Below are 12381 nucleotides of genomic sequence, written 5' to 3' on the forward strand. Positions count from 1 at the left end.
TCCCGGCATCCTCGGGCTAGATCCCGCCCCGAACGCCTGCCGTTTGTCCCCGCGGGGCGGGCCGTGTGTCGGTTGACCCTTCCGGGGGGCGGGTTTATGGCTGAGCGGCAAGTGCACTCAGCCCACGCAAAGGAGCCAGTACGTGCAAGCTCTCGCCACCGAGTATCTTCCCATCCTGCTGTTTCTCGGCGTCGCCCTGGGCCTGGGCCTGGTGCTGATGCTGGCCGCGATGATCCTCGCGGTCCGCAACCCCGACCCCGAGAAGGTCAGCGCCTATGAATGCGGCTTCAACGCCTTCGACGACGCGCGGATGAAGTTCGACGTGCGGTTCTACCTGGTCTCGATCCTGTTCATCATCTTCGACCTGGAGGTGGCCTTCCTGTTCCCCTGGGCGGTGGCGTTCCGGGATATCGGCGACGTGGGCTTCTGGTCGATGATGGTGTTCCTGGCCGTTCTCACGGTGGGCTTCGCCTATGAATGGAAGAAAGGGGCCCTGGAATGGGAGTGAAGGAGAGCAAGTCCGACGACGCCTTCGTCACCGAGACGCAGGGCATGGGCGAGCAGAGCGAGCGGGTGAAGACCGCCCCGTCCTCGACCGTGCCGGCGGCGGCCTTCGAGGAGGGCTATCGCGGCGACGCGGCGACGCAGGTGCTGAACCGCGAGCTGCAGGACAAGGGGTTCCTCGTCACCTCGACCGAGGACGTGATCAACTGGGCGCGCACCGGCAGCCTGCACTGGATGACCTTCGGGCTGGCCTGCTGCGCGGTGGAGATGATGCAGACCTCGATGCCGCGCTACGACATGGAGCGGTTCGGCACGGCGCCGCGGGCGAGCCCGCGCCAGTCGGACCTGATGATCGTGGCGGGCACGCTGACCAACAAGATGGCGCCGGCGCTGCGCAAGGTGTACGACCAGATGCCCGAGCCGCGCTACGTGATCTCGATGGGCTCCTGCGCCAATGGCGGGGGGTATTATCACTACAGCTACAGCGTGGTGCGCGGCTGCGACCGGATCGTGCCGGTGGACATCTACGTGCCGGGCTGCCCGCCGACGGCGGAGGCGCTGCTATACGGCATCCTGGCGCTGCAGCGGAAGATCCGCCGCACCGGGACGATCATTCGCTGAGCCGCCGGGCGCGGCGCGAAAGAGGATTGATGTGACATGAGCGACGCCCTGCAAGAGCTTGGCCAGCATATCGAGTTGAAGCGGCCGGACTGCGTTCTGGGCTGGGAGATCGCCTTTGGCGAGCTGACGGTGGAGGTGGCGCCGACGTCGGTGGTCAGCTTCGTGGAGTTCCTGAAGACCGACCAGACCTGCAAGTTCTCGACCCTGGTCGACATCACTGCCATCGACTTCCCGGAGCGCGAGGCGCGGTTCGACCTCGTCTACCATTTCCTGTCGATGTACCAGAACCACCGGCTGCGGGTGAAAACCAAGATCCGCGAGGATCAGACGGCGGCGTCGATCGTCGACGTGCATCCGGCGGCCAACTGGTTCGAGCGGGAGGTCTACGACATGTTCGGCATCCTGTTCACCGGCCACCCGGATCTGCGGCGGATCCTGACCGATTACGGCTTCCGCGGGCATCCGCTGCGCAAGGATTTCCCGACGACCGGCTATGTCGAGGTGCGCTATGACGAGGCCGAGAAGCGGGTGGTCTACGAGCCGGTGAAGCTGGTGCAGGAATACCGGCAGTTCGACTTCATGAGCCCGTGGGAAGGGGCCGACTATATCCTGCCGGGCGACGAGAAGGAGGGCGCGACGTGATGGGCGGTCAGTTCGCGATGGGCGGTTTCGGGTTCTTCTGGTTCCTGGTGGTCGCGGCGCTTCTGGTGGTGCCGTTCTGGCGGCTGTTGCCGCGCTTCGGCATCCCGGCGCCGGTGGCGCTGGTCGCGATCATCCCGTTGGGCGCGCTGGTGCTGCTGTGGGTGATCGCGTTCAAGGAGCCCGCGGACGGGCCGGGCCGCGGATGACGGGGGCGCGGGGATGAGCCGGCCGGAGCCCACGCTGATGTTCTGTCTTGGCGCGACCAAGGCGGGGACGAGCTGGCTGCATGCGCAGCTGGCGCGGCATCCGGAGTGTCATCTGCGCACGCTGAAGGAGTTGCATTACTTCGACTCGGTCGAGACCGGGCGGCTGGAGACGAAGCGCGCGGAGATCGAAGGGATGATCCGCACGCTGCTGCGCCGCATGGTGACGGCGGACGAGGCGAAGCGCGTCGAGCTGAACCGGCGGATCGAGGACCGCGCCGCCTGGGAAAAGGTGCTGGGGCTCGGCCGCGAGGACGAGGGTGCGTACCTGGATTATCTGACCGGCGGGCTGGGCGACCGGCGGCTGGTGGCGGACATCACGCCGGCCTACGGGCTGTTGCCCGAGGAGCGGCTGGCGCGGATGGCGGCGCTGTTGCCCGACGTGCGCTTCGTCTACCTGATGCGCGACCCGGTCGACCGGCTGTGGAGCCACGTGCGGATGAACTCGCTGCGGATCAAGGGCGGGAAGACGGTGACCCCGCGCCACGCGCACCGGATGCTGGACAAGGTGCTGAAAGGCGGCCACCAGGACATCGCGCGACGGTCGGATTACCGGGCGGTGCTGGAAAAGCTCGACCGGAGCGTCGAGGCGGACCGCACGCTGGTGATGTTCTACGAGGATCTGTTCGCCGAGGGCGGGCTGGAGCGGCTGTGCGCCTTTCTCGGCATCGCGCCGGTGGCGGGCGATACGGCGCGGCGCGTGCATGGCGGCAAGCCGGCGGATCTGGACCCCGACGCGGCGGCCGCGGCGCGCGCCTGGCTGGCGCCGCAATACGACTACGTTGAACGGCGCTTCGGCGCCCTGCCTGCCGCCTGGCAGGCCAATGATGCAAAGGTGTGACCGATGATGGATATGCCCGTCACCCGTGGCTTTGCCGATACCGAGACCGGCGAGCAGAAGATCCGCAACTTCAACATCAACTTCGGCCCGCAGCACCCTGCGGCGCACGGGGTTTTGCGGATGGTGCTGGAGCTGGACGGCGAGATCGTCGAGCGCTGCGACCCGCATATCGGCCTGCTGCATCGCGGCACCGAGAAGCTGATGGAAAGCCGCACCTACCTGCAGAACCTGCCCTATCTGGACCGGCTGGACTATGTGCCGCCGATGAACCAGGAGCATGCCTGGTGCCTGGCGATCGAGAAGCTGACCGGCACGCCGGTGCCGCGGCGGGCGAGCCTGATCCGGGTTCTGTATTCCGAGATCGGGCGCATCCTGAACCACCTGCTGAACGTCACCACACAGGCGATGGACGTGGGCGCGCTGACCCCGCCGCTCTGGGGCTTCGAGGAGCGCGAGAAGCTGATGGTGTTCTACGAGCGGGCCTGCGGGGCGCGGCTGCACGCGGCCTATATCCGGCCCGGCGGCGTGCATCAGGATCTGCCGCCGCAGCTAATCGACGACATCGAGGCCTGGTGCGACCCGTTCCTGAAGGTGCTGGACGACCTCGACGAACTGCTCAGCGAGAACCGCATCTTCAAGCAGCGCAACTGCGACATCGGCGTGGTCACCGAGCAGGACATCCTCGACTGGGGCTTTTCCGGCGTGATGGTGCGCGGCTCGGGGCTCGCCTGGGACTTGCGGCGGTCGCAGCCCTATGAATGCTATGACGAGTTCGAGTTCGGCATCCCGGTGGGCAAGCACGGCGACTGCTACGACCGGTTCCTGGTGCGGATGCAGGAGATGCGCGAGAGCGTGAAGATCATCCGCCAGGCCATCGACAAGCTGCGCGCGCCCGAGGGGCAGGGGGATATCCTGTCGCGGGGCAAGATCACCCCGCCGAAGCGCGCCGAGATGAAGACCTCGATGGAAGCGCTGATCCATCACTTCAAGCTCTATACCGAGGGCTTCCACGTGCCACCCGGCGAGGTCTATGCCGCCGTCGAGGCGCCGAAGGGCGAGTTCGGCGTCTACATGGTGGCCGACGGCACCAACCGGCCCTATCGCATCAAGCTGCGGGCGCCGGGATATCTGCACCTGCAGGCGATGGACCACGTGGCTGGCGGCCACCAGCTGGCCGACGTGGCGGCGATCATCGGGACGATGGACATCGTGTTCGGCGAGGTCGACCGGTGAGGCTGGCCGTTCGACGGACCCTGGCGGGGCGTCTGGCGGGCGCGCTTCTGGCGCTGGGCCTGGCGGCGCCGGTGCTGGCGCAGGACGACGCGACCGCCGGCGACGCGGCCACGGGCGAGCCGGAGAGCGGGACGCAATTCGCCGAGTTGCGCGCCCGGATCGACGGGCTGGAGCGCGAGCGGATCGAGCGGCTGCTGGAGGCGCTGCTGACCGAGAACGGCTGTACCCTGAGCATGGTCGACGAAGAGGCGACGGACCGGAAGATCATCGCGCATTTCGCCGCGGCGCTGGAGCTGGACGAGGACGAGGCCTTCGCCGTCAGCGACCGGCTGCGCGACCGGATCAGCCCGGTGTCGCGCGCCATGGTCGAGGAGGGCCGCATCGTGGCCGACGTGGAGCGCGGCGTCGTCTGGCTGCGCGACTGCACGACCGCGGCGCCGGATCTGTCGGGCCCCGGCCCGCTGGAGACGATCCCGGCCTCCTACAGCCTGCCGGGCGCCGGCGCGGTCCCCACCGAGGAGATCGTCGCGCTGATCGAGGACCATTTCGAGACCGGCGGCTGCACGCTGGATTTCTCCGACCCCGAGGCGGGGCGGCAGGGGATCATCGACACCGTGGCCGCGGGCATCGGGCTGGCCGAGGCGGATCGCGCGGACGCGCGGCCGGCGCTGGACGGTGCGATGAAGGACATATTCGGCGTGCTGGTGCCCGCCGGCAAGGTAATCGTGGACGAGGCGGCGATGACGGTCAGCCTCGCGGACTGCAACGGATAAGGACGAACAATGCTCCGCCGTCTTCACCCCGAACAACCCGAGAGTTTCGCGTTCACCGAGGCCAACCAGAAATGGGCCGAGGCGCAGCTGACCAAGTTTCCCGAGGGCCGGCAGGCCAGCGCGATCATCCCGCTTCTGTGGCGCGCGCAGGAGCAAGAGGGCTGGCTGTCCCGCGCTGCGATCGAGCATGTGGCCGACATGCTGGGCCTGGCGCATATCCGGGCGCTGGAGGTGGCGACCTTCTACTTCATGTTCCACCTGTCGCCGGTGGGGTCGGTGGCGCATGTGCAGGTCTGCGGGACCACGTCCTGCATGATCTGCGGGGCGGAGGACCTGATGGCCGTCTGCCGCGAGAAGATCGCGCCGCAGCCGCACATGCGGTCCGAGGACGGCAAGTTCAGCTGGGAAGAGGTCGAGTGCCTGGGCGCCTGTTCCAACGCCCCGATGGCGCAGATCGGCAAGGACTATTACGAGGATCTGACGGCCGAGCGGTTCGGCGAGATCCTCGACGAGCTGGCCGCCGGCCGGGTCCCCATGCCGGGGTCGCAGACCGGGCGTTATGCGTCCGAGCCGGCGGACGGGCTGACCAGCCTCAAGGAGTACGAGGCCGGGCGCGCGGAGCATAACGCCTCGGTCGAGCTGGCGCTGGAGCTGGGCGACACGATCAAGCGCATCGACGGCACCGAGGTGCCGCTGCTGACCCCGTGGCAGCGGAACACGACGACGGATGCCGAGGTCGAGGCCTCGGCGGCGGCCGCGCGCAGCCCGCGCCCGGCCGAGGGCGTGCCGGCCGACAAGACCGGCATCGACAAGCGCGAGGCGCCGGCGGAGACCAAGAGCAAGCCGGAGTACAGCGGCGGGCAGGCGCATAATGCCGACGCGAAGCCGGCCGAGGCGGATGCGGCGGCGGGCTCGGCGCCGAAGGTGTCGGACGAGCCGATGGAAGAGGGCGCCAAGGGGCCGAAACAGCCCGCCGACGAGAAAGCCGCCGACGACGCCGACGCCGCCACCCGCGCCGCGGCCTCGGTTAGGCCGGAGGACGCGCGCAAGCCCGAGGCGCTGGACGCTCCGCGCGAAGGCAAGGCGGACGATCTGAAGAAGATCAAGGGCGTGGGGCCCAAGCTGGAGGCGCTGCTGCACGGGCTGGGCTTTTATCACTTCGACCAGATCGCGGCCTGGACCGCGGAAGAGATCGCCTGGGTCGACGCGAACCTGGAGGGGTTCAAGGGCCGGGTGACGCGCGACGAGTGGGTGAAGCAGGCGAAGCTCTTGGCATCGGGGCAGGAGACAGAATTCTCCAAACGCGCTAAATACTGATCCCGTACACGCAAAAAGGCGGATAGCGGGGGAGAGGAGCCATGGCTCAGGAACGAAACGGGATGTCGCGCAACACGATGCTGGTCGTCGCCGGTGTCGCGGGGGCGGTGGTGCTGGTGGCCTTCTGGCTGCTTGCGGCCTACGGCTTCTTCGGCGCGCTGGTCCTGGGCGTGATCGTGGCCGTGGTCGTCTACCTGATCCTGTTCTACGGCTTCGGCGGTCCGGTCGAGGGCGAGGTCGCCCATCCCGTCGACCGGCCGGCGCCCGCCCCGGCGACCAGCGAGGCCGAGGCGGAGCACATCCTGCATGCGCCGTCCGACGACGAGGCGTATGACGAGGATTACGAGGAGATGGCGCCGGCGACGCGGCCCGGCGCCGCGCCGGAGCCGGCGGGCGAGACGCCGGGCGAGACCCCGGCGGCGGAAAGTCCCGCCGAGGCGCCCGTGGCCCCCGCCGCGCCGGCCCCGACGCCGGCCCCGGCGCCGGCGCCCGCGGACGGCGACGGCACGAAGCCCCCGACGCTCGACGCGGCGCGCGCGGGCGGGCCGGACAACCTGAAGGAAATCAAGGGCGTGGGGCCCAAGCTCGAAACCCAGCTCAACGAGATGGGCATCTATCACTTCGACCAGATCGCGGCCTGGGGCCCGGCGGAGGTCGCCTGGATGGACGGCAACCTCAAGGGCTTCCGGGGCCGGGTCAGCCGCGACGACTGGGTGGCGCAGGCAAGGATCCTCGCCGGCGGCGGGGATACGGAATTCTCGTCCCGCGTGGACAAGGGCGAGGTGTATTAGGGAGTGTCGATGGCGGAGCCCGGCGACAAGGACAAGGCGCTCGCGCGGCAGGCGCGGCAGGTGGCGGTGGTGATCGTCGCCACGCTGGTCCTGTGGCTGGGCGCGCAATATGCCGGCGCCGCGCTGGGGCTGACGCCGCGGGTCGTGCTGCTGTTCGACTTCCTGGCGCTCGCGGGGTTCCTGTGGGCCATCATCGTGACGTATCAGATCTGGCGGAAACGCCGGGACAACGAAGGGTAAGGCAATGCTCGCCGACAAGGATCGCATCTTCACCAACCTCTACGGCATGCACGACCGCACGCTCGCGGGGGCGAAAAAGCGCGGGCATTGGGACGGTACGGCCGACCTGATCGCGCTGGGCCGCGACAAGATCGTGGAGATCATGAAGGCCAGCGGGCTGCGCGGGCGCGGCGGCGCGGGGTTCCCGACGGGGCTGAAATGGTCGTTCATGCCCAAGGAATCCGACGGGCGGCCGGCCTATCTGGTGGTGAATGCCGACGAGTCCGAGCCCGGCACCTGCAAGGACCGCGAGATCATGCGCCACGATCCGCACACGCTGATCGAGGGCTGCCTGATCGCGTCCTTTGCGATGGGGGCGAACGCCTCCTACATCTATATCCGCGGCGAGTACATCCGCGAGCGCGAGGCGCTGCAGGCGGCCATCGACGAGGCGTATGACGCCGGCCTTCTGGGGCCGAACGCGGCCGGGTCGGGCTGGGACTTCGACCTGTACCTGGCGCACGGGGCCGGGGCCTATATCTGCGGCGAGGAGACGGCGCTTCTGGAAAGCCTGGAGGGCAAGAAGGGGATGCCGCGGATGAAGCCACCGTTCCCGGCCGGCGCGGGGCTTTACGGCTGCCCGACCACGGTGAACAACGTCGAGTCGATCGCGGTGGTGCCGACGATCCTGCGCCGGGGCGCGGAGTGGTTCGCGAGCTTCGGGCGGCAGAACAACGCCGGGACCAAGATCTTCGCGGTCTCGGGCCATGTGAACAAGCCCTGCGTCGTGGAAGAGGCGATGTCGATTTCCTTCGAGGAGCTGATCGACACCCATTGCGGCGGCATCCGCGGCGGCTGGGACAACCTGAAGGCGGTGATCCCGGGCGGCTCCTCGGTGCCGTGCGTGCGCGGCGAGAACATGCGCGACGCGCTGATGGACTTCGACTATCTGCGGGGCGAACTGGGCTCGGGCCTGGGCACGGCGGCGGTGATCGTGATGGACAAGGACACCGACATCATCAAGGCGATCTGGCGGCTGGCGAAGTTCTACAAGCACGAAAGCTGCGGCCAGTGCACGCCCTGCCGCGAGGGCGCCGGCTGGATGATGCGGGTGATGGAGCGGCTGGTGCGCGGCGAGGCCGAGGTCGAGGAGATCGACATGCTGTTCGACGTGACCAAGCAGGTCGAGGGCCACACCATCTGCGCGCTGGGCGACGCGGCGGCCTGGCCGATCCAGGGCCTGATCCGCAACTTCCGCGACGAGATCGAGGACCGGATCAAGGCGCAGAAGACCGGCCGTGCGAGCGCGGTCGCGGCGGAGTGACGGTATGATGGACGAGCGCCTTTCCGGACGGGGACTTGCGCGGGGCGCGATGCTTCTGCTGCTGGCAGGCACGCTGGCGGGCTGCGGCGTCGCGCGGAACGTTGCCGGGGCGGTCGGCTTCGGAACGACCAGCGCGCGGGGGCCGAACCGGGTGGAGATCAACGACATCACCTTCCGGTCGCGGCTGGAGATCTCGGGCGAGGACAAGCGCGAGCTGACCATCACCGTGCGGCCCGTCCGGGTCGATCCCGAGGCCGCGCAGGAGGCCGGGCGCTATCGCGCGACGGTCTATTGCCTGCGCCGGTTCGGCAGTTCCGCGGCCGAGTGGGACGTGGGGCCGGACTTGCCGGTGGACCAGCTGCGGATCGTGGACGACTCGATCACGCTGCGCGGCCGCTGCGAGGCGCGGTAGGGGACAGGCATGGGGCGGCACCTGGCACAGTTCAACTGGGGCGTCCTGCGCGCCGACTGGGAGTCGCCCGTCGTCGCGGATTTCGTGAACGGGCTGGACAGGGTGAACGCCGCCGCGGCGCGGTCGGACGGGTTCGTCTGGCAGCTAAGCGACGACGAGATGGAGACCGCGCAGCTCGATCCGGAGGGGCCGCTGGGCGGCAATCCGCGCCTGGCCAGCACCCTGTCGGTCTGGCGCGACCTGGCCGCGCTGGAGCGGTTCGTCTGGCGGTCGGTGCACAAGGTCTTCTACGACCGCCGCGCCGAATGGTTCGCGCCGGGCCAGGGGCTGCGGCTGGCGCTGTGGTGGGTGCCGGAGGGCACGCGCCCGACGCTCGCCGAGGCGGCCGAGCGGGCGGAGCATCTGCGGCAGCACGGCGACAGCGATGTCGCTTTCGGTTGGGATCACGCGCGGAGGACGGCGGCATGACGGCGATGCATCTGGCAGAACTGAACGTCGGGCGGCTGGTGGCGCCGACCGACGACCCGCGCGTCGCAGAGTTCATGGCGGCGCTGGACCGGATCAACGGGCTGGGCAAGCGGATGCCGGGCTTTGTGTGGATGATGGAAGGCTCGGGCGAGCCGGGGACCGGCAATACCGAGGCCAAGATCGGCGGCGATCCGCAATACGTGTCGAACCTGACCGTGTGGGAGGACGTGGCGAGCCTGGAGAACTTCGTCTGGAACACCGTCCACCGGCAGTTCTACGACCGCAGACACGAGTGGTTTCAGGTGCTTGCCGACCAACATTTCGTGATGTGGTGGATACCGGCGGGACACCGCCCATCTCTGGAGGAAGCGCTCGGGCGGCTGGACGACCTGCGGGCAAACGGGCCTTCTGAGCGGGCGTTCGGATGGGCCGACCTGCCCGAGGCCCGGCTCTGGCGGACGCGAAACTGTGCGTCAACCGCTGCGGAGTAGACCCATGTTCAGACTGACCCAGATTGCCCTTGCCCTGTCGCTGACCGTGACGGCCGGCATGGCCCAGGCGCTGCCGCCCCTGGGCGACAACCCGCGCGTGCGGGCCGAGTTCCTGTCGGCCGCCGTGGGCGACGAGATACGCAAGAACTGCCCGACGATCAGCGCCCGCTTCTTCCGTGTGATGGCGCGGGCGAAGGAGCTTGAGGATTACGCGCTGTCGCTGGGCTATACCAAGGACGACATCACTCGGATGCGCAAGGATCCGGCGAACAAGGCCGAGCTGAAGCGCCTGCGCGACACATATCTCGCGCAGAACGGCGTCACCCCCGGCGACGCGGAGAGCTACTGCCGCCTGGGCCTGGCCGAGATCGAGAAAAACAGCCTGACCGGGTGGCTTTTGCGTGCGAATTGAGCGAAACACGGGCCGCGACGGGCGCGGCCTTGACGAATGGGACGAGCAATGACCGACCTTCGGAAAATCATCATCGACGGCAATGAGATAGAGGTCGATCCGGCGATGACCCTGATCCAGGCCTGCGAGCAGGCGGGGGTCGAGATTCCGCGGTTCTGCTACCATGAACGGCTGTCGATCGCCGGCAACTGCCGGATGTGCCTCGTCGAGGTCGTGGGCGGGCCGCCGAAGCCCGCCGCCTCCTGCGCGATGCAGGTGAAGGACCTGCGCCCGGGGCCGGAAGGCCAGCCGCCGGTGGTCAAGACCAACTCGCCGATGGTCAAGAAGGCGCGCGAAGGCGTCATGGAGTTCCTGCTGATCAACCATCCGCTGGACTGCCCGATCTGCGACCAGGGCGGCGAGTGCGACCTGCAGGACCAGGCGATGGCCTATGGCGTGGATTTCTCGCGCTACCGCGAGCCGAAGCGCGCGACCGAGGATCTGGACCTGGGCCCGCTGGTCGAGACCCACATGACGCGCTGCATCTCCTGCACCCGGTGCGTGCGGTTCACCACCGAGGTCGCCGGCATCCACAAGATGGGCCAGACCGGCCGGGGCGAGGATGCCGAGATCACCAGCTATCTCAACGAGACGCTGGATTCGAACCTGCAGGGCAACATCATCGACCTGTGCCCGGTGGGCGCGCTGGTGTCGAAGCCCTATGCCTTTACCGCGCGGCCGTGGGAGCTGACCAAGACCGAGACCATCGACGTGATGGACGCGCTGGGCTCGAACATCCGGGTGGATACCAAGGGCCGCGAGGTAATGCGGATCCTGCCCCGCAACCATGACGGGGTGAACGAGGAGTGGATTTCCGACAAGACGCGCTTCGTCTGGGACGGGCTGCGGCGGCAACGTCTTGATAAGCCTTACATCCGCGAGAACGGCAAGCTGCGGCCCGCGACCTGGCCCGAGGCGCTGTCGAAGGCGGCCGAGGCGATGAAGGGCAAGAAGGTGGCCGGGCTGGTGGGCGATCTGGCCCCGGCCGAGGCGGCCTTTGCGCTGAAGGGGCTGGTGGAGAGCCTGGGCGGCACGGTGGAGTGCCGGACCGACGGCGCGAAGCTGCCGGCGGGGAACCGGTCGGGCTATGTCGGCACGGCGACGATCGAGGAGATCGACACCGCCGACACGATCCTGCTGATCGGCACCAACCCGCGCGAGGAATCGCCGGTGCTGAACGCGCGCATCCGCAAGGCGTGGCTGGACGGCGCGCGCGTCGTGGTGGTCGGCGAGGCGGCCGACCTGACCTACGAGTACGACCATGTCGGCACCGACCGCGCGGCGCTGCAGAAGATGGTCGACAAGGACCACAAGACCGCCCGGGCCAAAAACACCGTCGTCATCGTCGGGCAGGGCGGCGTGGCCGAGGCCGACGGCGCGGCCGTGCTGGGCGCGGCGATGAAGGTGGCGGAGCTGACGGAGTCGAGCTTCATGGTGCTGCACACCGCCGCCAGCCGCGTGGGCGCGATGGATGCGGGCTGCACCACCGAGGGCGGCATGGACAAGGCCATCGAGGGCGCCGACGTGATCTACAACCTCGGCGCCGACGAGGTGGAGATCGCCGACGGGCCGTTCGTGATCTACCAGGGCTCGCACGGCGACCGCGGCGCGCACCGGGCGGACGTGATCCTGCCCGGCGCGGCCTATACCGAGGAGCAGGGCCTGTTCGTGAACACCGAAGGCCGCCCGCAGATCGCCATCCGCGCCGGTTTCCCGCCGGGCGAGGCCAAGGAGAACTGGGCCATCCTGCGGGCGCTGTCGGCCGAGGTCGGCCAGACGCTGCCCTTCGACAGCCTGGCGCAGCTGCGCCGGTCGCTGGTCGAGGCGGCGCCGGTGCTGAAACAGGTGGACCGGGTGCCAGAGAACGAATGGCAGCCGGTGCCGCAGGGCAAGCTGGGCGACGCGACCTTCCGCAACCCCGTCCGCGACTACTGGCTGACCAACCCGATCGCGCGGGCCTCGGCGCTGATGGCGGAACTCAGCGCCCGGGCCAAGGCGCGCACCGATGCGGCCATCGCGGCCGAGTAGGGG

Annotated in this window: 16 protein-coding genes; all 16 read left to right on the forward strand. The window is 68.7% G+C overall.

Annotation, left to right across the window (positions count from 1 at the left end; all coding sequences use genetic code 11):
* Nucleotides 1-142 precede the first annotated feature (142 nt).
* Genes P1J78_RS00595 through nuoG form a run of 16 tightly spaced genes read left to right on the forward strand, consistent with a single transcriptional unit; the run spans nucleotide 143 to nucleotide 12378 of the window.
* The gene (locus P1J78_RS00595) at nucleotides 143-508 is read left to right on the forward strand and encodes an NADH-quinone oxidoreductase subunit A (protein ID WP_275565362.1); all 366 of its coding nucleotides are present in this window, start codon (nucleotides 143-145) and stop codon (nucleotides 506-508) included.
* Nucleotides 499-1125 (forward strand): NuoB/complex I 20 kDa subunit family protein, encoded by a 627-nt coding sequence (locus tag P1J78_RS00600; protein ID WP_275565363.1) that lies wholly within the window; start codon nucleotides 499-501, stop codon nucleotides 1123-1125. Before P1J78_RS00595 ends, P1J78_RS00600 begins: the two co-directional genes overlap by 10 nt.
* 36 nt (nucleotides 1126-1161) lie before the next feature.
* The gene (locus tag P1J78_RS00605; protein WP_275565364.1) at nucleotides 1162-1767 is read left to right on the forward strand and encodes an NADH-quinone oxidoreductase subunit C; all 606 of its coding nucleotides are present in this window, start codon (nucleotides 1162-1164) and stop codon (nucleotides 1765-1767) included.
* Entirely contained in the window at nucleotides 1767-1973 is a 207-nt protein-coding gene (locus tag P1J78_RS00610) for a hypothetical protein (protein WP_275565365.1), read from the forward strand. Before P1J78_RS00605 ends, P1J78_RS00610 begins: the two co-directional genes overlap by 1 nt.
* A gap of 13 nt (nucleotides 1974-1986) precedes the next feature.
* Nucleotides 1987-2871 (forward strand): sulfotransferase family protein, encoded by an 885-nt coding sequence (locus tag P1J78_RS00615; RefSeq protein ID WP_275565366.1) that lies wholly within the window; start codon nucleotides 1987-1989, stop codon nucleotides 2869-2871.
* 12 nt (nucleotides 2872-2883) lie between these two features.
* Nucleotides 2884-4104, forward strand: a complete 1221-nt coding sequence (locus tag P1J78_RS00620) for an NADH-quinone oxidoreductase subunit D (RefSeq protein ID WP_275565433.1) — start codon at nucleotides 2884-2886, stop codon at nucleotides 4102-4104.
* Nucleotides 4101-4877: a hypothetical protein gene (locus P1J78_RS00625; RefSeq protein ID WP_275565367.1), complete on the forward strand. Its 777-nt coding sequence runs from the start codon at nucleotides 4101-4103 to the stop codon at nucleotides 4875-4877. The genes P1J78_RS00620 and P1J78_RS00625 overlap by 4 nt, the downstream gene beginning before the upstream one ends.
* 9 nt (nucleotides 4878-4886) lie before the next feature.
* On the forward strand, nucleotides 4887-6194 hold the full coding sequence (locus P1J78_RS00630; RefSeq protein ID WP_275565368.1) for an NADH-quinone oxidoreductase subunit E: 1308 nt from the start codon (nucleotides 4887-4889) through the stop codon (nucleotides 6192-6194).
* A gap of 41 nt (nucleotides 6195-6235) precedes the next feature.
* Nucleotides 6236-6985 (forward strand): helix-hairpin-helix domain-containing protein, encoded by a 750-nt coding sequence (locus tag P1J78_RS00635; RefSeq protein ID WP_275565369.1) that lies wholly within the window; start codon nucleotides 6236-6238, stop codon nucleotides 6983-6985.
* 9 nt (nucleotides 6986-6994) lie between these two features.
* The gene (locus tag P1J78_RS00640; protein WP_275565370.1) at nucleotides 6995-7225 is read left to right on the forward strand and encodes a DUF5337 domain-containing protein; all 231 of its coding nucleotides are present in this window, start codon (nucleotides 6995-6997) and stop codon (nucleotides 7223-7225) included.
* Nucleotides 7226-7229: 4 nt separating this feature from the next.
* Nucleotides 7230-8528, forward strand: coding sequence for an NADH-quinone oxidoreductase subunit NuoF (nuoF, locus tag P1J78_RS00645; protein ID WP_275565371.1), 1299 nt, complete (start codon nucleotides 7230-7232; stop codon nucleotides 8526-8528).
* A 49-nt stretch (nucleotides 8529-8577) separates the two neighbouring features.
* Nucleotides 8578-8940 carry a hypothetical protein gene (locus tag P1J78_RS00650; RefSeq protein WP_275565372.1) on the forward strand — a complete coding sequence of 121 codons (363 nt, stop codon included), beginning with the start codon at nucleotides 8578-8580 and terminating at the stop codon, nucleotides 8938-8940.
* A gap of 9 nt (nucleotides 8941-8949) precedes the next feature.
* Nucleotides 8950-9408: a DUF3291 domain-containing protein gene (locus tag P1J78_RS00655; protein WP_275565373.1), complete on the forward strand. Its 459-nt coding sequence runs from the start codon at nucleotides 8950-8952 to the stop codon at nucleotides 9406-9408.
* Entirely contained in the window at nucleotides 9405-9899 is a 495-nt protein-coding gene (locus P1J78_RS00660) for a DUF3291 domain-containing protein (RefSeq protein WP_275565374.1), read from the forward strand. Before P1J78_RS00655 ends, P1J78_RS00660 begins: the two co-directional genes overlap by 4 nt.
* 4 nt (nucleotides 9900-9903) lie before the next feature.
* Complete coding sequence (locus P1J78_RS00665) at nucleotides 9904-10311, forward strand: DUF5333 domain-containing protein (RefSeq protein ID WP_275565375.1); 408 nt, start codon at nucleotides 9904-9906, stop codon at nucleotides 10309-10311.
* 48 nt (nucleotides 10312-10359) lie between these two features.
* Nucleotides 10360-12378: an NADH-quinone oxidoreductase subunit NuoG gene (nuoG, locus tag P1J78_RS00670; protein ID WP_275565376.1), complete on the forward strand. Its 2019-nt coding sequence runs from the start codon at nucleotides 10360-10362 to the stop codon at nucleotides 12376-12378.
* Nucleotides 12379-12381: the final 3 nt, after the last annotated feature.

Origin of the sequence: Psychromarinibacter sediminicola (assembly GCF_029168335.1) — a bacterium.
In the GTDB taxonomy this organism is placed as follows: Bacteria; Pseudomonadota; Alphaproteobacteria; order Rhodobacterales; family Rhodobacteraceae; genus Psychromarinibacter; species Psychromarinibacter sediminicola.

Coding starts and splice junctions, on each gene's coding strand:
- P1J78_RS00635 (WP_275565369.1), top strand. CDS start 6,236: ATGGCTCAGGAACGAAACGGGATGTCGCGCAACACGATGCTGGTCGTC.
- P1J78_RS00640 (WP_275565370.1), top strand. CDS start 6,995: ATGGCGGAGCCCGGCGACAAGGACAAGGCGCTCGCGCGGCAGGCGCGG.
- P1J78_RS00630 (WP_275565368.1), top strand. CDS start 4,887: ATGCTCCGCCGTCTTCACCCCGAACAACCCGAGAGTTTCGCGTTCACC.
- P1J78_RS00610 (WP_275565365.1), top strand. CDS start 1,767: ATGGGCGGTCAGTTCGCGATGGGCGGTTTCGGGTTCTTCTGGTTCCTG.
- nuoG (WP_275565376.1), top strand. CDS start 10,360: ATGACCGACCTTCGGAAAATCATCATCGACGGCAATGAGATAGAGGTC.
- P1J78_RS00620 (WP_275565433.1), top strand. CDS start 2,884: ATGCCCGTCACCCGTGGCTTTGCCGATACCGAGACCGGCGAGCAGAAG.
- P1J78_RS00650 (WP_275565372.1), top strand. CDS start 8,578: ATGCTTCTGCTGCTGGCAGGCACGCTGGCGGGCTGCGGCGTCGCGCGG.
- P1J78_RS00600 (WP_275565363.1), top strand. CDS start 499: ATGGGAGTGAAGGAGAGCAAGTCCGACGACGCCTTCGTCACCGAGACG.
- P1J78_RS00615 (WP_275565366.1), top strand. CDS start 1,987: ATGAGCCGGCCGGAGCCCACGCTGATGTTCTGTCTTGGCGCGACCAAG.
- P1J78_RS00665 (WP_275565375.1), top strand. CDS start 9,904: ATGTTCAGACTGACCCAGATTGCCCTTGCCCTGTCGCTGACCGTGACG.
- P1J78_RS00655 (WP_275565373.1), top strand. CDS start 8,950: ATGGGGCGGCACCTGGCACAGTTCAACTGGGGCGTCCTGCGCGCCGAC.
- nuoF (WP_275565371.1), top strand. CDS start 7,230: ATGCTCGCCGACAAGGATCGCATCTTCACCAACCTCTACGGCATGCAC.
- P1J78_RS00660 (WP_275565374.1), top strand. CDS start 9,405: ATGACGGCGATGCATCTGGCAGAACTGAACGTCGGGCGGCTGGTGGCG.
- P1J78_RS00605 (WP_275565364.1), top strand. CDS start 1,162: ATGAGCGACGCCCTGCAAGAGCTTGGCCAGCATATCGAGTTGAAGCGG.